Below are 21,765 nucleotides of genomic sequence, written 5' to 3' on the forward strand. Positions count from 1 at the left end.
TTTTCCTTTGCGCAAATCTCACCTCCTTCCGGGAGGTCCTCCCCGGGCGTGCGGCGCCGTTTAGACGGTTCCCTGCGGGTACGACGGCGGCCGACGTCGAGAGGGCACGGAACCGTCTAAACGGGCACGGGCAGTCGTGGCCCCCAAGGACGGTGGTGTGTCTTGGCCGCGTCAGGCCGGGGCCAGCACGCCCTTGTCCATCGAGTACCGGATCCAGCGACCGGCCTGGTCGGTCCGGGAGGTGTCGCCCTTCTTCGCACACCGGGCAAACCAGTCCCGGAGGGCGCGGTCGTGGCTGACCATAACCAGGGTCCCGGTGAAGCCGGCGAGCGCCTCTTCGAGCTGCTCCACCAAGACCGGAGCCAGGTGGTTGGTGGGTTCATCCACAATCAGCGTGCCATAGCCGCCCAGCAGCAGGCGCGCCAGGGCAAGCCTTCGCTGCTGGCCTGCGGACAGGCTGCCCACCGGGACGTGGAACTCGCTGGTGCGGAACAGCCCCAGGCGCAGGAGCGCCTCGGCGTGCTCATCGATGTTGCCGCCGAGGCCAGCCGCGAAGGCCGGGAGCAGGCGGAGGGTAGGCCGCTGCGGCAGTTCGAGTTCCTGCTGCAGGTAGCCGATCCGCGAAGGCCGCTGAACCAACCCTTCGGCGGGCTCCAGGGTTCCCGCCAGCACGGAGAGCAGAGTTGATTTGCCGGCGCCGTTCGGGCCGGTGATGAGGATCTTCTCCCCAGTGCCGGCTGCGAAATCAGTGACGCCCAGTCGGCCGGGAACGTTGACGCCGCGGGCAACGAGGACCGCCGACGCCGCCAAGAGGGAGTCGTCTCCGGTGGCCGCATTTGCCCCGGAAGCCCCGGCCGCCGCAGAGACAGACAGAGCCTCCGGATCCACGGCCAGCTCCGCCGCAAGCCGCAGCGGCACCGGCGGGCGGTCAATGGGGCTCGCTTCCAGGCGCCGGAGCCGTTCCTGCGCGTTGCGGACCTTGCTGCTCGCCGCCTTCTGCCAGGTGCCGGCTTTGAAGTCGAAGCCCATTTTGTCGTTGTCGCGCTTGCGGGCGTAGCCCATTTTTCCGGCCACGGTGTCCGCCTGCCGCTGTTCGGCCTCCATCGCATCGATCCACTCGTGGTACTGCTGGACCCAGCGCTGGCGTTCGGCGGCCTTCTCGCGGAGATAGCCGTCGTAGCCGTTGCCGTACCGGGTCACGGCGCGGCGCTCGGCATCAACCTCAATCACCGTGGTGGCAACTTTGCGCAGCAGCACACGGTCGTGGGACACCACCACCACTGTCCCGCGATGGGCGGCCAGCCGGTCCTCCAGCCAGGCGGTTCCGCGGGCATCGAGGTGGTTGGTGGGTTCGTCCAGGAGCAGGATGTCAGCCGGATCGGCCAGGACACAGGCCAGCGCCACGCGTTCCTGCTCGCCGCCGGAGAGCGATCCCAGCGTCCGCTTCCGGTCGAGGCCGCCCAGGCCCAACCGGTCCAGTGCTGCCTCCACGCGGGATTCCGCGGCGTAGCCCTCGCGCAGCTGGTACTCGGTCTGCAGCCGGCCGTACGTTTCCAGCTCGTCGTCCTCGGCATCGGCGAGGCCGGCCTCCAGCCGGTCAAGCTCGGCTTCGAGGGCGCGCAGCGAGGCCAGGGAAGAGTCGACGGCGGCGCCCACGGTGAAGGATTCGGGCAGGCCGTGCGTCTGGGCCAGGTATCCAACGCGGCCGTGGCTGATCGCAGTTCCTTCGTCGGGCGCTTCCAGCCCGGCCAGGATCCGGAGCAGCGTGGATTTGCCGGCGCCGTTTTCGCCGACGATGGCAACATGCTCGCCGGCCGTGATGACCAGGCCGATTCCGTCCAGCAACTGCCGGTCGCCGTAGCCGTGGGAGACGCCGGAAAGGTTCAGGTGTTCAGTCAAGACAAGTCCTCGCAAGATTCCGGAGTGTGGCCGCCGGAACTGGTGCTCGACGGCGGCCCTGGATTCGGGGACACAGTCCGGCAATGCCGGACTGCTGCTCAGGACTTCATCGCTCCAGCCTGCCCGCCGGAAGCCGCAGCGTCAAGCCGGGACACCACCGGTGACACCATAATTCGCCGGAGGGTATTGACGTGACACCAGAGTGACGTCAGAATGGTGTCATGCAACTCAACCAATACGTATCAGCCGTCCAGCATCAGCTGGGCGTCGCCGCCGAAGCCGGTGGCCCTGAGGCCCGGGAACTCAGCGAACGCCTCACTGCCGCGCTTGAGTCCACCGTCCGGCTCGTCCTGCTCGAAGCCCTCTCCGACGCCGCCAGCGAGATCACCCTCGAGCTGGCCCCGGCGTCGGTGGAGGTACGGCTCCGGGGACGCGATCCGGAGTTTGTGGTCACCAGCCCGCCCGCTGCCAGCGACTTCGAAGCGGTGACGGAACGGTCCGCCCAGCCGGCGCGGCAGGTCCCGGAAGAGTTCGACGGCGCCAGCACCTCCCGCACGACGCTCCGTCTTCCGGATCACCTCAAGCAGCAGGTCGAAGAGGCCGCCGGTCTTGTAGGCCTGTCGGTAAACTCCTGGCTGATCCGGGCGGTCGCGGACGCCCTCAACGGCAGCAAATCCACCCAACGGACCATTCGCCGCGATCCGGGCGAGCAGAACTTCACAGGATGGGCACGCTGATGACAATCTTCGAGACCCCCCAACCAATCGCCGTCGTGGTGGACGTGTCCGTCCGTGCCGACATTCTGATTGTCGCCGGTAACCGCACCGACACCGCAGTCAACGTCCGGCCCCGCGATGCAACCCGGGCCCTGGACATCAGGGTGGCCGAGCAGACCACCGTGGACTATACGGATGGGCGCCTGCAGGTAAGGCTGCGTCCCCAGCGCCGCCACAGCTGGTTCGGCGACGGCGGCGCCGTGGACATCACCGTTGAAGTGCCCATCGGCTGCAGCCTGGAGTTGAAGTCCGGAATGGGCGACCTCCGCTGCGAGGGCGAATTCGGCTCCGCCGAACTGAAGACGGAAATGGGCCACGTCCACCTCGATCACTGCACGGAACTCCGGGTCCACACGGGCATGGGCGATGTGACCGTGGAACGCGTCGCGGGGCGGGCCGAAATCAAGACCGGCTCGGGCAAGATCCGTATCCGGGAAATCGACGGGACCGCCAGCGTCAAGAACGGCAACGGCAGCACGCACATCGTGGATGCCGCCGGTGAACTCAAGGTCAGTGCCGCCAACGGGGACGTCGCCCTTGAACGGGCCGGCGACACCACCACCATCAAGGCCTCCAACGGCGACATCACCGTCGGCGAGGTGGCGCGCGGAACCCTCACCCTCCAGACCGCGGCGGGCTCGTTGGCCATCGGCGTCCGCGAAGGCAGCGCCGCGTGGCTGGACCTCAGCACCAAGTACGGGCGCGTCCGCAACGGACTCGACGCCACCACAGGGCCAAGCGAGACGGACGCCAAAGTGGAGATCCGCGCCCGCAGCGCCTACGGCGACATCACCGTGCGGCGCTCCCCTGTTCCCACCAGGTAAGAAACCACACCAGGCAAGACATCAGCAAAGGAAAAGTCATGGCAAGCACCCAAACGGCCATCACCGTGGCCGGGCTGCGCAAGGCATACGGCAGCAAACAAGTCCTCGACGGCGTCGACTTCGCCGTGCCGACTGGAACCGTTTTTGCCCTTCTGGGCCCCACGGAGCAGGAAAGACCACCATCGTCCATATCCTCTCCACCCTGATCCGCGCCGACGGCGGGGAGATTGCGGTGGGAGGTTTCGACGTCGTACGCCAGGCCGATGAGGTGCGCGACAAGATCGGCCTCACCGGGCAGTTCTCGGCGGGGCCTAGTTAAGAGCAACGCGGGGTCGCTTACGGCCCAAGTTTCCACTCGGGATGGGCCGTAAGTGACCCCGCGTTGCTGTGGACCGGCGGGAAATCCTACGCGACCAGAAGCGCGGCGGCCTTCCGGCGGCGGGCCTTCGCCAGCCGGGTGCCGATCAGCCCCTGCCGGGGGCTGAACAGGTAGACGGCGGCGAACACCACGCCCTGGGTGAGAACCACCATGGCGCCCGAAGCCGTGTCCAGGTAGTAGCTGAAGTAAATGCCGGCAATGGAGCACACGGCCGAGACCACCGGGGCGATGACCAGCATCCGGTTGAAGCGGTCCGTGAGCAGGTAGGCGGTGGCGCCGGGGATGATGAGCATGGCCACCACCAGCACCACACCCACGGTCTGCAGCGCCACTACGGACGTCAGCGCCAGCAGCCCCATGAGCAGCGCCCCCAGCCGTTTTGGGGAGAGCCCGATCGCGTGGGCGTGCGTGGGGTCAAACGCGTAAAGCGTCAGGTCGCGGCGCTTCAGGATCAGGATGACGAAGGCAACGACGCCGAGGACCAGCACCTGGATGAGGTCCGGGATGCTGACGCCCAGGAGGTTGCCGAAGATGATGTGGTTCAGGTCCGTCTGGCTGGGCGTGACGGAGATGAGCACGAGGCCCAGGGCGAACAGCGAAGTGAACACAATGCCGATGGCGGCGTCCTCCTTCACCCGGCTGGTGTTGCGGACCACGCCGATCAGGGTCACAGCGATCAGCGCGAACACCAGTGCACCGAGCGCAAACGGGGCGCCAACAATGTAGGCCAGCACAACGCCGGGCAGGACGGCGTGGGAGACGGCGTCGCCCATCAGGGACCAGCCGATCAGCACCAGCCAGCAGCTGAGGACGGCACAGACGACGGCGGCGAGCGCGGTGGTGATGATGGCGCGGACCATAAAGTCGTAGCTGAGCGGTTCGAGCAGGATGTCGAGGAGTTCCATGGGTCAGCCCCTGCTCTCGGTGCCGGCGGGATGGACGATGGCGGGTGCGGCAGGTTCCGGGAGGTCGCGGTTCAGCACGTCCAGGCCAAACGCCATGGCCAGGTTCTCCGGCTGCAGCACCAGGTCCGGGGCACCGTGCATCAGGACGCGGCGCATGAGGAGTACGGCTTCGTCGCAGAGGGCCGGCATGGCATGCAGGTCGTGGGTGGAGATCAGGATGGTGCAGCCGTCGGAGGCGAGCTCGCGCAACAGCCGCGTGATGGTGGCCTCGGAGCGCTTGTCCACGCCGGCGAACGGTTCGTCCAGGAGCATCATGGTGGCGCCCTGGGCGATGCCGCGGGCCACAAAAGCGCGCTTCTTCTGCCCGCCGGACAGCTGCCCGATCTGCCGCTCCGCGAATTCGGACAGTTCCACGCGGTCCAGCGCCTGGTCGACGGCGGCGCGGTCGGCCTTGGAGGGGCGGCGGGTGAAGCCCTGGTGCCCGTAGCGTCCCATCATCACCACATCGCGGACGGACAGCGGGAATTGCCAGTCAACATCCTCGCTCTGCGGCACGTAGCCGATCCCACCCTCCTTGCGCGCCCTGGCAGGAGACTGTCCGCCGATCAGCACGCGGCCGGCGTCGGGCTTGATCATTCCCATGATCACCTTGAACAGGGTGGATTTCCCGGACCCGTTCATACCGATCAGGCCGCAGATCCGGGCGGCGTCCAGGGTGAGCGAGGCTGAATCGAGCGCCAGGACCTCGCCGTAGTGGACTGTGACGTTTTCAACCAGGATGGCGGGGGTGCTCATGGCTTGGACCCCGCGGAGGCGTTGGCAGACGCGACGGCTGACGTGCCGGCCAGGGCCTTGGTGATGAGGTCGGCGTCGTGCCTGATCAGGTCCAGGTAGGTGGGCACAGGACCGTCAGCCTCGGACAGCGAATCCACATAAAGCGTGCCGCCGAACTTGGCTCCGGTGGCGCCCACCACCTGCTGCATGGGGGCGTCGGACACCGTGGATTCACAGAACACTGCGGGAACCTGGTTGGCCTTGACGTACTCAATGGCGCGCGTGATCTGCTGCGGCGTGGCCTGCTGTTCGGCGTTGACCGCCCAGATGTAGACCTCTTTGAGCCCTGCGTCGCGGGCCAGGTAGGAGAAGGCGCCTTCGCAGGTCACCAGGGCGCGCTGGTTCTCCGGGAGGCCGGCGAGGCTTGCTTTCATCTCGTTCTGCACAGCCTGCAGTTCGGCCTTGTAGGCGTCACCGTTGGCCTTGAAAGCCGCGGCGTTCTCCGGGTCAAGCTCGCTGAACGCCTTGACCATGTTGTCCACGTAGATCTGCACGTTCACGGGCGACATCCACGCATGCGGGTTCGGTTTGCCCTGGTAGGAGTCCTCGCCGATGGGCATAACCTCCACACCGTCGCTCACCACCGCGTGCGGCACGTCCAGGCCCTCCACGAACTGCCCGAACCAGGCTTCGAGGTTCAGGCCGTTGTCGAGGATGAGGTCCGCCTTGGCTGCCTTGCGGATGTCGCCGGGGGTGGGTTCGTAGCCATGGATCTCGGCGCCCGCCTTGGTGATGGACTCCACGGTGAGCTTGTCCCCAGCAACGTTCCGGGCGACGTCGGCCAGTACCGTGAAGGTGGTCAGAACTACGGGCTTGTCACTGTCACTGTTGCCTGAAGCGTCACCCCCGCACGCGGTAAGGGAGAGGGTCAAGAGGACGACGACGGCGGCGCCGGCACCGCGGAACGCCGCCGATCCCCCGGCGAGGGTTCGGGCGGCTACTTTGGCGCACCGAAACAGAAAGTTAGGCATGCCGAATATTCTACGGGATGCAGAGCTGGCCCCGCAATCTGCGACGCACCCCTCCCCTGCCCAACTAGGCTGAACGTATGGCCACCACACACCGGAAACCACCCCTGCCACACCCCGAGCTGTACCGGTTTTCCACCCTTGATTTCACCGCCGTCGGCCTCTACGTGGCAGTGGCCGGGCAATTCGCCGTGGCCGGGGAACTGCTGGCCCCGCTTATACGCCAGCTTGCGCCCAGCCCGGCCGCGGCGTCGTACGCAAGGAACCTCATCTTCTATGGCTCAATCGGGATCCTGGCGCTGGCCGCCGCCCGCCGGGTCGTGGCCAGGGACCTGCGCGTACTGGCCACCCGCCCGTGGTTCACGCTGCTGATGGTGCCCGCGGCGGTGATCGCCATGATGATCCTCACGGCTATTGTGGTGGCGGCCGGCGGCGGGGTGCAGACTTCCGCGAACCAGGCCGGACTGCAGGCACTGATGCAACAGGTACCCGCCTGGCTGATGGTGCCGGTCCTGGTGGTGGTGGGCCCGTTTGTGGAGGAGTACATCTTCCGGCATCTGCTGATCGGCAAGCTCAGCCGCCGGCTCAACATCTGGCTGTGCTGCGCCCTGTCTGTGGTCCTCTTTGCCGGCATCCACATCGCGGGCCAGGAAGCCATCACGCTCAATGCGCTGCTCCCCTACCTGGCCATGGGCGCCACGCTGGTCTTTGTCTACGTGTGGACCGGGAAGAACCTGGTGTTCTCCTACTTTGTGCACGCGGCGAAGAACCTCCTGGCGGTCATCTTCATCTACGCCATCCCGCCCGAGCTTTTCGAGCAGCTGCAGCAGGTCCAGCCCTAGGAACGCGCCGCCCCTACCCAGCAGCCGCGCGCCGTCGTATTTTGGTGGGATGGGACTGAACATCCAGATCGTCGTGGACAGCAAGAACCCGCATGAGCTCGCCGACTGGTGGGCGGAAACGTTGGACTGGGCGGTGGAACCGCAGGACGAGGACTTCATCCGCTCCATGATCAGCCGGGGCTACGCCACGGACGCCGAGACGCTGGTCCATAAGGACAAACTCGTGTGGCGGACAGGACAGGCCATCCGCCCAGTGGAGGAAATCGAAGCCGCCGCACCTGCACGCCGCATCCTGTTCCAGACGGCGCCGGAAGGAAAGACCGTCAAGAACCGCATCCACTGGGACGTGCGCCTGGATGGTCGCGACAAGGATGATGTCCGAAAGGAACTCGAAGCCCGCGGCGCCAGCTTCCTGTGGACCGCCGGCCAGGGCCCGCTCGAGTGGCACACCATGGCCGATCCCGAGGGCAACGAGTTCTGCATCAGCTGAGCCGATTACTAGACTTGTCCAGTGAGCAACCAATTTCCCGCCAAGGTGTCCGACGTCTTTGACCCCACCCGCTGGCGCACCGTGTCCGGCTTCGACGACTTCCAGGACATGACGTACCACCGGCAGGTCGAGCGCGTCTCGACAACCGGACCAACCGGGACAGAAACCGTCACCAGGGACCTGCCCACCGTCCGCATCGCCTTCAACCGCCCGGAAGTCCGCAACGCCTTCCGCCCCGGCACCGTGGACGAGCTCTACCGCGCCATGGACCACGCCCGCATGACCCCGGACGTCGCCACCGTCCTGCTCACCGGCAACGGCCCCTCCCCCAAGGACGGCGGACATTCATTCTGCTCCGGCGGCGACCAGCGCATCCGCGGCCGGGACGGATACAGGTATGCCGACGGCGAGACCCAGGAAACCATCGATCCCGCCCGCGCCGGCCGCCTCCATATCCTCGAGGTCCAGCGGCTCATGCGGACCATGCCCAAGGTGGTCATCGCCGTCGTGAACGGCTGGGCTGCCGGCGGCGGGCACTCGCTGCACGTGGTCTCGGACCTCACCATCGCCTCCCGCCAGCACGGCAAGTTCAAGCAGACGGACGCCACGGTGGGAAGTTTCGACGCCGGGTACGGCTCTGCGCTGCTGGCCCGCCAGATCGGCCAGAAGTCCGCCCGCGAAATCTTCTTCCTGGCCCGCGAGTACTCCGCGGACGACATGGTCGGCATGGGCGCCGTGAACGAGGCCGTGGACCACGAGCGCCTCGAAGAGGTGGCCCTGGAATACGCCGCGGACATCGCCCGGCAGTCACCGCAGGCCATCCGCATGCTGAAATTCGCCTTCAACCTCGCCGACGACGGCCTGGCCGGCCAGCAGGTCTTTGCCGGCGAAGCCACGCGACTGGCCTACATGACGGATGAGGCGGTGGAAGGAAAGGAAGCCTTCCTGGAGAAACGGGACCCGGACTGGTCCCGCTTCCCGCACTACTTCTAGGCACCACTTCCAATCCGGCCCGCCTCCAGGCCCCGGCTGACCACAAAGGCAGGACCGCACATGAATCTCGGAACCCAGACTATCGGTCCCACGGACATCGACCCGGTGCTCAAAGCCCTGGCCGCCGCCCTCCACGGTGAGGGACCCGCCGTCGAACTTTCCATGGGCCCCGACGGCGAACTGGTGGTGGGACACACCGAGACGCCAGGCTGCGATGACGCCGTGGCGGTGGTCCGCACCTCCGGCTCGACAGGCGCGCCGAAGGCCACCATCCTGACCGTCGAGGCGCTGGCGGCCTCATCCATGGCCACCGCCCTGGCGCTCAAGGGCGAGGGCCAGTGGCTCCTCGCGCTGCCAGTGCAGTACGTGGCAGGCGTCCAGGTCCTAGTGCGGTCGCTGTTCGCCGGGACCCGGCCGTGGGTGATGGACATGTCCGGCGGCTTCACCCCCGAGGCCTTCACGGCCGGCGCGCTGGAGCTGACTGACAAGTTCCGCTTCACGTCGCTGGTGCCCACACAGCTCCAACGCGTCCTGGAGGCGCCGTCGCCGGAGACGCTGGCCGTCCTGCGGCGGTTCAACGGCATCCTGCTGGGCGGCGCACCGGCGTCGGCCGGGCTGCTGGACGCGGCCCGCGAGGCCGGCGTCAGGGTGATCACCACGTACGGGTCCGCGGAAACCTGCGGCGGCTGCGTGTACGACGGCGTGCCGCTGGAAGGCGTCCAGGTCCGGGTGGCCGACGACGGCCGTATCCTGCTGGGCGGCGATACCGTGGCCGCCGGTTACTTGCACGCGCCGGAAGCCACCGACACCTTTTTCGAGGAGGACGGCGTCCGCTGGTACCGCACCAATGACCTCGGCGCGCTGGACGCGGACGGCCGGCTCACGGTGCTGGGCCGCGACGACGATGTCATCATCACCGGCGGCGTCAAGGTCTCCGCCGCGCATGTGCAGGAAGAGCTGGAAAAGTCCGACGGCGTCACGGCGGCTTTTGTGGCGGGCGTCCCCTCCACGGAGTGGGGCCAGGCCGTGGCCGCCTTTGTCGCGCTCGACGGCGCCGCCTTTGGCGCAGCCGCGGACTCAGGTGCCGCGGGCACGCCAACCGGGGACTCAGGTGCCGCGGGCACGCCAACCGGGGATCACGCCGTCGTACTCGAAGAGGAATGGCACCGGCGGCTTGGCCTCCTGGCGCCGAAAACCGTGCTGGCCGGCCCCGAACTGCTGATGCTTCCCAACGGCAAGCCGGACCGCCTGGCGATGATCGACCGGCTCAACGCGCTGCATCAGGGAAAGTAGAGTAGAGCTGCACCGGCGGCCCGTTCGCTGCTGCCACCACCGTTTCATCGTTCTCCCGACCCAACACGAGGTACTGACCGTGGCCACAGCCGCACAATGGATCCAAGGCGCCCGCCTCCGCACTTTGCCGGCCGCCATCGCCCCGGTACTGATCGGCACCGCCGCGGCCTACGAGCTGGATTCGTTCCGCCCCGTTAATGCCGTGCTGGCCGCCCTGGTGGCGCTGCTGCTGCAGATCGGCGTGAACTACGCCAATGATTATTCGGACGGAATCCGCGGCACCGACGAGGACAGGGTGGGGCCGCTGCGGCTGGTCGGATCCGGGACTGCCCGCCCGGAGCACGTCAAATACGCGGCGTTCGGAACGTTCGCGCTGGCCATGGTGTTGGGCCTGGTGCTGGTGGTGATCACCCAGAGCTGGTGGCTGATCCTGGTGGGGATCGGCTGCGTGATGGCAGCCTGGGGCTACACCGGCGGCAAGAACCCGTATGGCTACATGGGCCTGGGCGATGTTTTTGTGTTTGTCTTCTTCGGCCTGGTGGCAACATTGGGCACCACGTACACCCAGGCCGGCCAGGTCAGCCTGCCCTCCGTGATCGGCGCGATCGGCACCGGCTTGATCGCCACGGCGCTGCTGATGGCGAACAACGTCCGCGATATCCCTACGGACATCCAGGCGGGCAAGAAGACCCTTGCGGTGCGGCTGGGAGATAAGCACGCACGGGAAAGCTACGTGCTGATGCTCGCCGTGGCCATTCTGCTGGTGGTCATCCTGGCTCCCGGGCGGCCGTGGATGCTGATCGTGCTGCTGCTCATCCCGGCCTGCCTGATGCCCGCCTGGCTGATGATCAACGGCCGCAAGCGCAAGAGCCTCATCCCGGTGCTCAAGCAGACCGGCCTGATCAACCTCGGGTACAGCCTGCTGTTCTCACTCGGACTGGTGCTCAGCCACGGATTCTAGGCCGAATCCAGGCGGATCCTAGGCTTCGGGCGTCTTCGTTTCGGGCGCCTTCGTTTCGCGTGTCTTCGGGCCGCTGTTCCGGATGGTGATGTCCGGGTTGGCGTCCAGGAGGCTGTCCTCGGCATCGGCGTCGGCCAGTTCGCCTTGACTGCGCAGCGGCTTGGCTTTGCCGGAGAGCCGGCCGTGAATGGCGGCCGCGGCGGCGTCGCGCTGTTTCTGGAAGAAAAGGTAGCTGACCGCAAACGCGATCAGTGCTGCGCAGATGACTGACAGCACCGCCCCCAGCTTCAGGAACATAAAGAGCACAAAGAGCGGCGCAAACAGCGCCAGCCGGATCAGGGAGTATTTCAGAAAGGCCACGGTACAAGTTTAGCCGCCCTGCCTGAACGCCCTCGGGCCGCGGACGATAGACTTAATGGCATGCTCTTCCGTGTGGTTCTCGCCGTCGCAGTTCTCGTCATCTTTGTGTATGGCCTGGTGGACGTGATCCGCACTGACGGCCGCGTCACCCGCGGGATCTCCAAGCCGGCCTGGATCGTGGTGATGATTGTCCTTCCGGTCCTCGGCGCCATCCTGTGGCTGCTGATCGGCCGTCCGCGTGACTCAGCCCCGGTCCGCCAAACACACAGCCACCCCACCGCTCCGGATGATGATCCCGATTTCCTCCGCAACCTGGAAATGCGCCGCCGGAACAAGGCAGAAGCCGACCGCCTCAAGAAGCTCAAGGATGAGCTTGAGGCGAAGGCAAAGGCCGACGGCGGCTCTGCCGGCACCGGGCCGGACAGTTCCGGCACGCGGAGCCCGGGCGGGAAGGGAACCGGCCACGGCGAGACCGGCGGTGCCAGCACCGGAGACGCAGACACCCATGACACCGGCGACGTGAAGTAGGTCCCATGGCCCAGCACCCCGACGTAGACCCCCAACTTCCTGCCGCCGCCGGGGCTGCCAGTCCGCCGCCTCCGCCGCGGCCCGGACTCTCCTACGCCGCACCGGCGCCGATCCTGGTCACGCCGCCGACGCCCCGCAGCGTCCGCTTGGCTAGGACGTTCTGGCTGTTCAGCTTCGTCGCCGGTTTGGCCGTACTCATCGGCTCTTTCCTGACCCGCGACTCACACCTGGAGCGGCTCCGCACGGTGGTGGACCAAATGGCGCCCGGCGGGGAAGCCGACGCCGTGACCACTTCCACGGCCATTGTTTTTTGGGGCAGCCTCGGCGCCCTGCTGTTTATGATTCTGCTAGGAGCGGCGGCGCTGGCGATTTTCTCCGCGCGCCACGGCTGGGTCCGCTGGCTGATGATCCCGCTGCTGGCCGGCCAGGTAATGGTCATGGTGGTGGCCGCAGCCTTCCTCGTTCCCGAGGGCGACGCCGGCAGCTACGTTGTCCTGCTCTGGGGAGCCCAGTTGCTTCTTGCCTTCCTCGGCCTGGTGGCGGTGTTTGTGCCGTCGGCTGGCAGATGGCTCAAGGCCGGACGGATCCAGTCGGCGCAGGTCAGTGCGGCGCGGGCGCGGCAGTAAAGGCTGACCTCAGGCCGACTGCCGGTGCAGCTGCAGGGCCGAGCATTCAGCCACCACGCCCTCACAGCTGCGCATCACCACGCGGCAGGCCTCCACGGCTGAGCGCTCCGTCAACGGGTTTTCCGATACTGTCCGCCACCGGTTCAGGCAGCGGCGGGCTTCGGCCAGGACTTCGTCCGGGCCGACATCCGGAGCCAGCCCCATCCTCAGGGCGGACTCCGCTCCCCAGCCGCCGACCAGCCTTTCGGCTTCCGCGGCCAATTCATCGCTGAGGGATACCCCGGTGGTACGGATCGTGGCGAGCAGGCGGAGCTCACGGAACTCATGGGCGTTGGCCTGAAGGCGTTCCAAGGCTGCGGCCAGGTGACCGGCCCCCTCCCTGGGCGCAGTGCGCAGCAAGCTTTCCACTCCCACCAAGGCAGTGCGGGCTTTGAGGGCATCCCCGCGGGCCTGGAACTGCCGGGCCACAAGGTGCAGCAACGGGTCCAGCCCGCTGCGCCGGGCCAGTTCATGCGCCAGTGGCGTGGGTTCAGTGAAGCCACTCCGGATCAGCACCACGCCCAGCCGGATCCCAAACAGGCCGAACCGCTCAAGGAGGGAGGCTCGGGCTTCAGCGCCCAGGCTTTGCGGGACAGAGGCCCTGATGAACCTGTCCGCCGACAGCAGCATCCGCTCCCGGGCGGACCGCTCCATGCCGGCCAGGACCCGCAAAGACTCGAAGTCCGACTGGCGCATGCTGCGTGCGCTCTGCGCCAGCAGCCCGGCCACCGGGACCACCCCCAACGCCAGCTTTCGCAGGTTGTGGTCCCCGCGATAACGCTCGGCGATCTCACCGGCTGACAGAAGCGAATCAATGCGGCCAGCGCCGATCTCATCGGCCCGGGACAGCACGGCAAGGGCGTTCACGGTTCCCGACCTACCCGCCTCGGTATCCCTGAAGGATTCGAGGAACCGAAGGTCCGAGGCGTGCATGTGGCGCATCAGGTAGATGATGGCATCAGCCTCAGAGGGCGCGTCCACGGGGATGAGGAAATCGGTGGACCGGGCAGAGACGTCTTCGGACAACGAGGCGATTCCCGGGGTGTCTATCAGGGTGAGCTCGCGCAGGGCCGGCGAGGGCCACTCCACGACAAGCCGTTCCACGTCTTGGGCGCGGGCGTTGCCCAGGACAAACACCAGGCGGCCGTCCACGCGCTTCAGCGGCAGGATATGCGGTTCACCAGCAATGGGGTAGGCCGTGATCCGCGGCGTGTGCCCGTAGCGGTACCAAGTCACAATCCTTGTGCATTCCCCGGTGTCGGTCGGGGCGATCTCCTCCCCGATGATGGCGTTCAGCAGCGTGGATTTTCCCGCCTTGACCATGCCTGCCACAGCGAGCCTGAGGGGCTCGGACAGCCGCCGGGCGTAGGTCTCCAATGCCGCAGCCGCAGCGGGGTCGTCCGCATACACGAGCAGGGCGTCCTGGATCAGGTCCGCCACTCCCGCGCTGATGGACTTCTTCATCTGGCCGCCGCAACCGCCGGCGCCGTGCCCACCGACTGGCCGCCCGCCGTCGGACTTCCCGACGCCGGATTTCCCACCGCCGTGCCGCGCCCGGCCGGAGACTGCCCGGCCGGAGACTGCCCGGCCGGAGACTGCGGCTCCGGGGATTGGGCCACTTCGGTGGCCACCAGACCGGCCGCATGGTGCAGGGCGTCCACCTTTTTGAGCTCCGCCTTGATCTCGCGGATGCGGATATCCTTTTCCAGCGTGTAGGTGGTGGCTGCCTTCTGGGCCGCCGCCACCGAATCCGCGAGGGAGCGGTGGTGTTCGTCCGCGATTTCAGTGAAGTGGTCCCGGGTGGAGCGCTGCACCAGCCGCAGCCGGTCCTTGAGCTGCTTGCCCACCTGGAAGGTGACATCATCCAGTTGGCGGCGGACCAGCGCTTTGGCTTCGGCCTGCCGGCGCTTCAGCCGTGCTTCCTTGTCCTCGCGGTACGCCTTGCGGCCCAGCAGCAGGCCCGCGCCCACTGACAGGGGATTGATCAGGGCCATACCGAAGATTCCCGTCAAGAGCCCGAACATCAACACGCCGCCGTAGGATCCGCGCATGCCGATCAGGACCTTCTGCAGGGGGTTCACGTGCCCATCGTCAAGCCCGGGCATGTTGTCCACCGGGTCCAGCGCGTCGCCGGTGTCCGAGACGTGAAGCACCGGCAGGGCCACTTCGTCCTCTGAAAAATGCTCGGCCACCTGGGCGGCCAGCCACTGCGCGCGTTCGCTGGTCCACACAAACGTGTCCGAGATCGCGGCGGCGGCGCACTCCTCGAGCCACGCGGAAAACTGGGTCCAGGTGGGGCCGGGATCGCCCTGGTCAATAGCGGCCTCGGCTTCGCGCTGGATGCGCCGCAGTCGGTCCCGGAGGTCGTACTCCATGTCCGCGATCAGGTCGCCGATGCCGTCGTTGAGCGTAATCTGCCACCGGGCGGAACGTTTGCGCAGCTCATCGGCCTGTGTCTTCGCCTCCTCCAGCCCCGCAATCATCCGCGGCGTCCCCTCAGGATCCTCAAGCGCTCCCAGCTCGGACCGCAAGGACAGGCGCAGGTTCTCGGTCACGGAGAGCAGGTCCTGGCTGACGGAGCGCCGTTGCAGCCGTTCCGCCTTGCCCACAATTTCATTCCGGAGGTGGCCGATCAGCACGGGGAAACCCGACTCGGCGTTGAGTTCGCTGTCCTGCAGGCGTGCAGCCTCCAGCCGGAGATCTGAGGAAACCGCGAACAGTGGGATGTCCGGCGCCATCTGCGCGAGCTGGGCACGGTCCATGGCCTCCACCCGCCGCCAGTCCGGATACAGGTCCGTTTTGGACAGGATGCCCGCAACGCTCGGGGTGATCCGCATGGCCTGCCGCAGGAACCGCATTTCGGGTTCGGTGTACTCCTGCGAGGCATCTGAAACCAGCAGCATGGCGTCCGCGGTGGGCAAAGCAGTCAGGGTGGTCAATGTGTGCGAGGAGCCCAGGCCTCCCACACCCGGGGAATCGATGACCGTCAGTCCGCCGGCCAGGACCTTGCGGGGCAGGAAAACTTCGGCCGCTACCAGCTTCTTGACGTTTCCGGGGTTGCCCCGCTCGGAAACGTAAGCCGCCAGGTCCGCTATGTTGATCGGCTGCCGCTCCAGTGCGGCTTCGTCGCCGGGCTCTGCGCCGGCTTGGGGCAGCAGGATGGCGGCGGAAGCGGGTTCCCCGTGGCGGACCACGGTGGGCACCGAGGTGGCTATGTCGTCGTCGACAGGGCATACCGGGGCGTTCACCAGGGCGTTGATAAGTTTGCTTTTTCCTTGTTTGAATTCCCCCACCACGATCACGCGGATACTCGGATCCTTCAGCCGGCGCAGGGACTGGTCCAGGCGTTTCCGCAGGTCCGCGCGGTCCCCGGTCCCCACCAGATCGATGCCCTGCTCCACCAGCGACGCCAGCTGGCCGGCGCTCATCGGCACCGGCGGACGTCCTGGGCCTCCCGGTCGTTGCGATTCAGCCATAATTTGTCCTTTGCAGCAGGGTGCGGGTGGGACGGGGGATAATCCGAAGAGCCCGGCAGGAGGTTGATGGCCTCCTGCCGGGCGCTCCCGGTACCCGGAACTGATGTCTAGAGCACGATTGTCGAATCCTCGACTGCGACGTCTGTTTCGACGTCCAGATCGGTGTTGGTGGAGTTGTCCGAGTTGTCCTGGAAGGAGTCCTCGACCTCAATCGGGTTGAAGGAATCAACAACCTCCACCTCGGTGGTCTCGGTCTGCGAGTTGTCGTTGAAGGAGTCCGCCACGTCAACCGCAACATCGGTGTTGGTCGAGTTGTCCACGGAGGAGTTGTCCTGGAAGGAATCCTCAACCGCAACATCGGTGTTGGTGGAGTTGTCCGAATTATCGGAGTTATCCGAGTTATCGGAGTTGTCCTGGAAGGAATCCTCGATCGCCACCGAGTTGTCCACGGAGTTATCCGAGTTGTCCGAGTTATCCGAGTTATCGGAGTTGTCCGAGTTGTCGTTGAACGAATCAGCGACATCAAGGTCAACATCGGTATTGAACGAATCGTCCACATTCAGGTCACTGTTGCCGATGTTGACGTCACCGCCGGCTGTGATCGAGTTGTCCGTGGAGTTATCCGTGGTGTTGTCCGTGTTGTAGGAGTCACTGGTGTTGTAGGAATCCCGCACGTTGTTGTCGTCCCCGGCAGCCAGGGCCTGGTCGCCGGAAGCGATGACAGCCTCGTTGTCGAACCACTGGTTCACATCGCCGTCGGCCCAGATGTTCTGGTTGACGGACTGGTCCGTGACCGTGTCGCGATCATCCACCGTTGACGTGTAGGAGTAGTTGTTCACTACGTGGTTCAGCTGCTGGACGGCGTGGGCGTGGTCGTCGTGATCGTGGTGACCGCCGCCGGCAGGAGGCGGGGTGTGACCCGCTCCGCCGCCTCCAGGAGGCGGGGTGTGGCCGGCGCCGCCGTTGCCGCCGGTCCACGAGGTGTTCCCGCCGGTGTTGTACTCCCGGTCGAAGGAAGAAGCGTTGACACTGATGGGTGCGTAGTCCAGGACGACCGGCATGGCGGCGTCAACGTCGGCGGAGCAGACTTCGCGCAGGCCGGCATCCTCGAGTGATCGCTCCGGATCGTTCAGGAACTCCTCGGCAGCGGCGGGGTTGTTGAACAGGCCCATCAGGAACTGGACGAGCTGGTTAGCGAGTGTAGGCATCGGATGGTCCTCAAATCTTCTCTGAGTTGTGGATCGCCAGGCCTCGGTGCCGGGCTTAAATCAAACCTAAGGTCCTTCGTAGGGGCCGGGCATCGGGTTGTGTCCCCGTACCCGGATGCCCCGCTTAGGGGATTGCCCGTTCCGCGGCTAGGGGCAGTGGGGGCTCAGTCCGGGCCCGGATAATCTGCACCCAGCGCCAGCCTCAGGCGCACCAGCAGATCGGAGCGGTTTTCGGCCCCAAGCCTCCGCCGCATCCGGGCAATGTGGTGTTCAGCGGTCCGGGGGGAAATGTAGATGGCTTCGCCGATTTCCCGGTAGGTCTTCCCTTCCAGGACCAACCGCGCCACTTCCTTTTCGCGTTCGCTGAGCCCCGAGGAGTCAGGATGCGCGCCATGGTTGTTCTCGGCGGCACTGCGGCGCACTTCCGGTGACAGCCCGGCGGGCGGCCCGGTGGGCGGCCCGGTGGGTCCGCCGTGCGGGTGGAGGTCCCTGGCGCAGGCAAGGAGCCGCACCATGTCCCTGCGCTCCTCCGCTTGCGCGGCCGCATGTCCTGCCAGCCGGGCCCCTTCCCACGGCATGCCCACCACTTTCAGTCCCCGGGCAGCGTTCTCCACATCCGTCGCCTGGAACCGGCCGGCCAGGACGCTGACCCAGGCCTTGCCGGCGGCGGCGAGCACAGCGGCCAGGTGGCTGTAGTCCGCGGCCCGCACCAGGGCTGCTGCATGCGGGGCAAGGTCGGCCGGGCTTTTGTTCAGCAGGGCAGCCTGGACCGCCGCCCAGTGAAGCGGAACGGCCCACAGGGGCGGCTCCCCCAGTTTGGTCAGCAGGGCCCACGCTTCATCCAGATAATGCGCGACGCGCGGTGTCTCCCGCAAACGGGCGGCAGCAATCATCATCTCGCCCCACGGCTGCAGGCTGTAAAGGTCGACGGCGGTGTGCAGCATCGCTTCGCGGGCGCGCTCCCAGGCCATCACCAGGTCATGGACGTCGCCGCTGCGCCGGGCAAGGCCCACTTCCAGGGCCGCGCACAGGAACTCGTCCCTGGGCACCAGCGGCCAGTGGTTGGCTTTGGAGGCTTCGTTGATGGCCAGGCGTGCTTCGTCAGCATCGTCCTGCTGCATGGCCGACCACGCCTGCAGGAGGTGCAGCCGTGGCCTGGCGGCGTCACCGCCCTGCCTCGCGGCGACGGCGGAGCGGATGATGGTGTCCGCTACCTGGGGTTCACCGCTGTGGAGGGCCAGCAACGCGGCCAGCGCCCCCGGGGTGTCCGGGAGGGGCAGCGCCGAACCTGACGCGTTGAGCATGTCCGAAGCATGGATCAGCAGGGGAAGGCCTCTGTGTGGATCCCTCTCCATCGACTCCATCACGCCCTTGCCCGTTTGCGAAAGCGCCACCGCCAGGAGGGTGGGCGACACCGGTTCCGACCCGGTGGGAAAGATCTCGGCCGCGCCCGCCCGGTTGCCGCTGCCGACCATGGCCACCGCGGCGAGCGGGGCGGACCGGCCTACGTTCGCCGGACCAAGCCAGGCATAGAGGTCGGCGCTGCGGACCAGCAGCCCGCGCTGTGCCCAGACGGAAGCAGCAACATCCACGCCCAGCCTGACATCCGGCGGATCGGAGCTCATCAGGAGTCCGTCGATGATCCGGCCGGCGGCGTCGAGGTCGCCCGCTGCGGCTGCGGCCTGGGCGCGGCGGGCAGCCGTGCGCAGTTCGTCCGCCCCTGCCAGCAGCGCTTCGCTGTATAACTGGGCGGCCAGACCGGGGTCGTGCTGCAGCGCTTTGTCCGCGGCGGCTTCGAGTTCGGCGGCGACCCTAGGGTCGGCCAGGCCGCCCCTTGCCAACTCGCGGGCAAGGTCGCCGAGGGGCCGGCCCTCGGCCGAAACAAAACCGACGAGTTCCCGCTGCAATGCATGCACCCGGGCCGTGGGCGTGACGTTCAGGAGCGCGTGCTGCGCCGGGCCGACGACGGTCCCGTCGGCAAGCAGCAGGCCCGAGGACTCGGCCCGCTGGACCACCGCGTCCAGGTCCGGACTGTCAGGACTTGCCAGCTTGTGGTCCAGCCCCGCGGGCAGCGGACCGGGCAGGGTGAACCCCACGGACAGTGCCAGCAGGAGTTCCCGGACTGCCGCATTCTCGCCCCGCAGCTGCTGTGCCATGTGGCTGGTTCCGCGGGGGGCCGACGTCCCTGCCTCGGGCAGGTCCCGTTCGGGCTGCGTCTGATCGTCCGCCATGACTCAGACCGCCGACTCGGTAGTTGGAACGGGATCCATGGTGGGTAACGGTTCGGCGACCGGGTCAGGTACCGGCGCAGGATCCGTCGTGGGCTCGGGTGCCGGCGCTGGGTACGTCGTCGGGTCCGGCGCAGGCTCCGTCGTGGGATCCGGAGCCGGGTCGGAGGTCGGGTCCGGTGCAGGATCCGTCGTGGGATCCGGAGCCGGGTCGGTGGTCGGGTCCGGTGCAGGGGTCGTCGGGTCTGGAGCCGGAGCCGGAGCCGGGTCAATTGTAGGATCCGGGGCCGGGTCAGTGGTGGGGTCCGGAACGGGGTCAATGGGCAATGGATCAGGGCCGGGTCCCGGGTCCGTCGTCGGGTTGGTCACCGGACCGGGGACGGAGCCCCCGGAACCCTGTGCAGGCTCACCCGAGGTGTCCGTCCCGGCAGCGGCCCCGCCGGCGGCTGGTTGTCCTGCTTCGGTAGGTGGCCTGCTGGTGGGCGAGGCAGCGATGTCCAGGCCCGCGGAACTGGCCGGCGCACCGCTGTCCTTCGGCTTGGCGCTGGCTTCAATCCCCAGGACCGGGACCTGCGCCGCGCCGGCACCTGCCGCTGCCCCACCGGCCGCAGAACCACCCGCCGCGGCGCCACCGGCGCCGGGTCCGCCGGGAGCAGCGGCACCTCCGGCGGTGTCCTTGGCCGCATCTGCGTTCTGCGGGACGAACATCGCCGTGAGGCTGCCGAGTCCGTCCGGGCTCTGGGCTGCCGTCGCTGTCAGCCCGGTGAAAAGCGCCGCCACCGCTGCCACGGCGGTGAGCCGCACGGACGGACGGGGGGCATGCGCGCCGCCCTTGCGCCCGGCGGTATGGGCACCGGCGTCGGCATACCGGGACCAGCTGGCTCGTCGGCCGGCAGCTCCAGGATGCCCGTCAGCCTGCGTGAGGACGGCGGCGGCTGGCTGTGCGGTCAAGGCAGCGGGCTGCGCTGTCACCTCCGGCTGCGCGCGGAGGGCGGCAACGGCGGCGCCGAGGCAGATGGATGACTTGGGATCGGCGTCCACGGCGATGGGCCGGTCCAGCTGCTCCGAAATCAGCTGTGCCACCAACGGAATGCGCGATGAGCCGCCGATGAGAAGCACCGCGGACAGGTCGGCCGGGGTGAGCCCAAGGTCCTGCAGGGAACGCTCCAGGGCGTCCACTGTCTCCCGGATGGGCTCGCTGATCATGGCCTCGAACTCGGACCGGACCAGCCGCACCTGCTGCTGGATTCCCGGCAGCAGCACGGAAATGCTGGCCTCGCTGTCCGCGGACAGTGCCTCCTTGGCTTCCACACACTCCCGCCGCAGGCGCGCCAAGGCCGCCAGCGCGCCGGGCGCCGACGGGTCAAGATTGGCCAGGCCCTGCCCGGCGTGATCGGCAACGTACCGCAGGACGGCTGCGTCGAAGTCGGCGCCGCCCAGCCCCTCGATCCCTTCGGGACGGCCCAGTAGTTCAAAGTGACCGGCGTCCGTTTTCTTCAGGACTGCGGTATCGAAGGTCCCGCCACCGAGGTCATAGACGGCAATGGTGCTGCCGTCCTCCACCCGCACTTGGGCGGCGTAGTGCAGCGCCGCCGCTTCCGGCTCGCTGATCAGGGTGACTTTGGCGAGGCCCTTGGTCGCGAGGGCAGCGAGGATGAGCTGCGTCCGGTGCGCGCCCCAGGAGGCAGGGTGGGAAAGGATAATGTCCGACGGCGGCGCGCCCTCGCGCTCTTCAGCCCGGTCTACGACCCAACGCGCCATGGTGGCGAAGACGTCCTCAGCGGGGAGGGAAAGCGTGCCTACCGCAATGGGGACGTCGTCTCCGACGCGCCTTTTGAACTCCCGCACCACCCGCTCAGGAGAATCAAGGCCGCGGCGTTCGGCCGCTTCCCCCACCAGGATGGGGCCTTCCTCGGGGTAGTAGACCACAGAGGGCACAGCCGTTCCGCGGAGCCCCAGTGGGAGGCTCTCCGGAACACGCGAGGCATTCTGATCAATTCGGAGGAGCGCAGCAGCTGTGAAACTGGTCCCGACGTCTATGGCGAGAACGTAGTTCATGGGCACCTCGGAAAAACGCTGCGAGCGGTCCGCGAGCTTCATCACAGACGAGCTTCAACCAAGGTAGCATCACCGCTT

At 67.2% G+C, this 21,765-nt stretch carries 20 protein-coding genes; 10 read left to right on the plus strand and 10 right to left on the minus strand.

Going from position 1 to position 21,765, the window contains the following annotated elements; genetic code table 11:
- Positions 1 to 171 precede the first annotated feature (171 nt).
- Positions 172 to 1,899, minus strand: coding sequence for an ABC-F family ATP-binding cassette domain-containing protein (locus ACQCSW_RS17350; protein ID WP_426987843.1), 1,728 nt, complete (start codon positions 1,897 to 1,899; stop codon positions 172 to 174).
- A 221-nt stretch (positions 1,900 to 2,120) separates the two neighbouring features.
- Between ACQCSW_RS17350 and ACQCSW_RS17355 the strand changes: the two genes are divergently transcribed.
- Genes ACQCSW_RS17355 through ACQCSW_RS17365 form a run of 3 tightly spaced genes read left to right on the plus strand, consistent with a single transcriptional unit; the run spans position 2,121 to position 3,705 of the window.
- Positions 2,121 to 2,636: a histidine kinase gene (locus tag ACQCSW_RS17355; protein WP_426987845.1), complete on the plus strand. Its 516-nt coding sequence runs from the start codon at positions 2,121 to 2,123 to the stop codon at positions 2,634 to 2,636.
- Positions 2,636 to 3,499 (plus strand): DUF4097 family beta strand repeat-containing protein, encoded by an 864-nt coding sequence (locus ACQCSW_RS17360; protein WP_426987847.1) that lies wholly within the window; start codon positions 2,636 to 2,638, stop codon positions 3,497 to 3,499. The genes ACQCSW_RS17355 and ACQCSW_RS17360 overlap by 1 nt, the downstream gene beginning before the upstream one ends.
- A gap of 38 nt (positions 3,500 to 3,537) precedes the next feature.
- On the plus strand, positions 3,538 to 3,705 hold the full coding sequence (locus ACQCSW_RS17365) for a hypothetical protein (protein WP_426987849.1): 168 nt from the start codon (positions 3,538 to 3,540) through the stop codon (positions 3,703 to 3,705).
- Positions 3,706 to 3,904: 199 nt separating this feature from the next.
- On the opposite strand, the gene ACQCSW_RS17370 is transcribed toward ACQCSW_RS17365, so the two are convergent.
- From ACQCSW_RS17370 to ACQCSW_RS17380, 3 genes are read right to left on the minus strand one after another with little or no spacing between them, the layout of a single operon-like run.
- A complete protein-coding gene (locus ACQCSW_RS17370) occupies positions 3,905 to 4,783 on the minus strand; it encodes a metal ABC transporter permease (RefSeq protein ID WP_354252317.1) in 879 nt (292 codons plus the stop codon).
- Between the two features lie 3 nt (positions 4,784 to 4,786).
- The gene (locus tag ACQCSW_RS17375; protein ID WP_111908944.1) at positions 4,787 to 5,578 is read right to left on the minus strand and encodes a metal ABC transporter ATP-binding protein; all 792 of its coding nucleotides are present in this window, start codon (positions 5,576 to 5,578) and stop codon (positions 4,787 to 4,789) included.
- Positions 5,575 to 6,588: a metal ABC transporter substrate-binding protein gene (locus tag ACQCSW_RS17380; protein WP_426987852.1), complete on the minus strand. Its 1,014-nt coding sequence runs from the start codon at positions 6,586 to 6,588 to the stop codon at positions 5,575 to 5,577. Before ACQCSW_RS17380 ends, ACQCSW_RS17375 begins: the two co-directional genes overlap by 4 nt.
- 77 nt (positions 6,589 to 6,665) lie before the next feature.
- Between ACQCSW_RS17380 and ACQCSW_RS17385 the strand changes: the two genes are divergently transcribed.
- The 5 genes from ACQCSW_RS17385 (at position 6,666) to ACQCSW_RS17405 (ending at position 11,164) form a co-directional block, all read left to right on the plus strand.
- The gene (locus ACQCSW_RS17385; RefSeq protein ID WP_426987854.1) at positions 6,666 to 7,427 is read left to right on the plus strand and encodes a CPBP family intramembrane glutamic endopeptidase; all 762 of its coding nucleotides are present in this window, start codon (positions 6,666 to 6,668) and stop codon (positions 7,425 to 7,427) included.
- Positions 7,428 to 7,476: 49 nt separating this feature from the next.
- The gene (locus tag ACQCSW_RS17390) at positions 7,477 to 7,917 is read left to right on the plus strand and encodes a VOC family protein (protein ID WP_426987856.1); all 441 of its coding nucleotides are present in this window, start codon (positions 7,477 to 7,479) and stop codon (positions 7,915 to 7,917) included.
- A gap of 21 nt (positions 7,918 to 7,938) precedes the next feature.
- Positions 7,939 to 8,910: a 1,4-dihydroxy-2-naphthoyl-CoA synthase gene (locus ACQCSW_RS17395; protein ID WP_426987858.1), complete on the plus strand. Its 972-nt coding sequence runs from the start codon at positions 7,939 to 7,941 to the stop codon at positions 8,908 to 8,910.
- A gap of 60 nt (positions 8,911 to 8,970) precedes the next feature.
- Positions 8,971 to 10,203, plus strand: a complete 1,233-nt coding sequence (locus ACQCSW_RS17400; RefSeq protein ID WP_426987860.1) for an AMP-binding protein — start codon at positions 8,971 to 8,973, stop codon at positions 10,201 to 10,203.
- Positions 10,204 to 10,282: 79 nt separating this feature from the next.
- Positions 10,283 to 11,164 carry a 1,4-dihydroxy-2-naphthoate polyprenyltransferase gene (locus tag ACQCSW_RS17405; RefSeq protein ID WP_354252951.1) on the plus strand — a complete coding sequence of 294 codons (882 nt, stop codon included), beginning with the start codon at positions 10,283 to 10,285 and terminating at the stop codon, positions 11,162 to 11,164.
- Positions 11,165 to 11,182: 18 nt separating this feature from the next.
- Here ACQCSW_RS17405 and ACQCSW_RS17410 read toward each other — a convergent pair whose 3' ends face one another.
- Entirely contained in the window at positions 11,183 to 11,524 is a 342-nt protein-coding gene (locus tag ACQCSW_RS17410; protein WP_426987862.1) for a DUF4229 domain-containing protein, read from the minus strand.
- Between the two features lie 60 nt (positions 11,525 to 11,584).
- On the opposite strand from ACQCSW_RS17410, the gene ACQCSW_RS17415 reads away from it, so the two are divergent.
- The gene (locus tag ACQCSW_RS17415) at positions 11,585 to 12,052 is read left to right on the plus strand and encodes a PLD nuclease N-terminal domain-containing protein (protein ID WP_426987864.1); all 468 of its coding nucleotides are present in this window, start codon (positions 11,585 to 11,587) and stop codon (positions 12,050 to 12,052) included.
- Between the two features lie 5 nt (positions 12,053 to 12,057).
- The gene (locus ACQCSW_RS17420; RefSeq protein WP_426987866.1) at positions 12,058 to 12,678 is read left to right on the plus strand and encodes a hypothetical protein; all 621 of its coding nucleotides are present in this window, start codon (positions 12,058 to 12,060) and stop codon (positions 12,676 to 12,678) included.
- 9 nt (positions 12,679 to 12,687) lie between these two features.
- Here the strand turns inward: ACQCSW_RS17420 and ACQCSW_RS17425 are convergent, their stop codons facing one another.
- From ACQCSW_RS17425 to ACQCSW_RS17445, 5 genes are all read right to left on the minus strand, one after another.
- A complete protein-coding gene (locus ACQCSW_RS17425) occupies positions 12,688 to 14,181 on the minus strand; it encodes a dynamin family protein (RefSeq protein WP_426987868.1) in 1,494 nt (497 codons plus the stop codon).
- On the minus strand, positions 14,178 to 16,145 hold the full coding sequence (locus tag ACQCSW_RS17430) for a dynamin family protein (RefSeq protein WP_426990725.1): 1,968 nt from the start codon (positions 16,143 to 16,145) through the stop codon (positions 14,178 to 14,180). The genes ACQCSW_RS17425 and ACQCSW_RS17430 overlap by 4 nt, the downstream gene beginning before the upstream one ends.
- 155 nt (positions 16,146 to 16,300) lie before the next feature.
- The gene (locus tag ACQCSW_RS17435) at positions 16,301 to 17,401 is read right to left on the minus strand and encodes an IniB N-terminal domain-containing protein (RefSeq protein WP_426987870.1); all 1,101 of its coding nucleotides are present in this window, start codon (positions 17,399 to 17,401) and stop codon (positions 16,301 to 16,303) included.
- Positions 17,402 to 17,565: 164 nt separating this feature from the next.
- Positions 17,566 to 19,632 (minus strand): LuxR C-terminal-related transcriptional regulator, encoded by a 2,067-nt coding sequence (locus ACQCSW_RS17440; RefSeq protein ID WP_426987872.1) that lies wholly within the window; start codon positions 19,630 to 19,632, stop codon positions 17,566 to 17,568.
- 3 nt (positions 19,633 to 19,635) lie between these two features.
- Positions 19,636 to 21,687 (minus strand): Hsp70 family protein, encoded by a 2,052-nt coding sequence (locus ACQCSW_RS17445; RefSeq protein ID WP_426987874.1) that lies wholly within the window; start codon positions 21,685 to 21,687, stop codon positions 19,636 to 19,638.
- Positions 21,688 to 21,765: the final 78 nt, after the last annotated feature.

Source organism: Pseudarthrobacter sp. Y6 (genome assembly GCF_050156205.1).
Classification (GTDB): Bacteria; Actinomycetota; Actinomycetes; order Actinomycetales; family Micrococcaceae; genus Arthrobacter.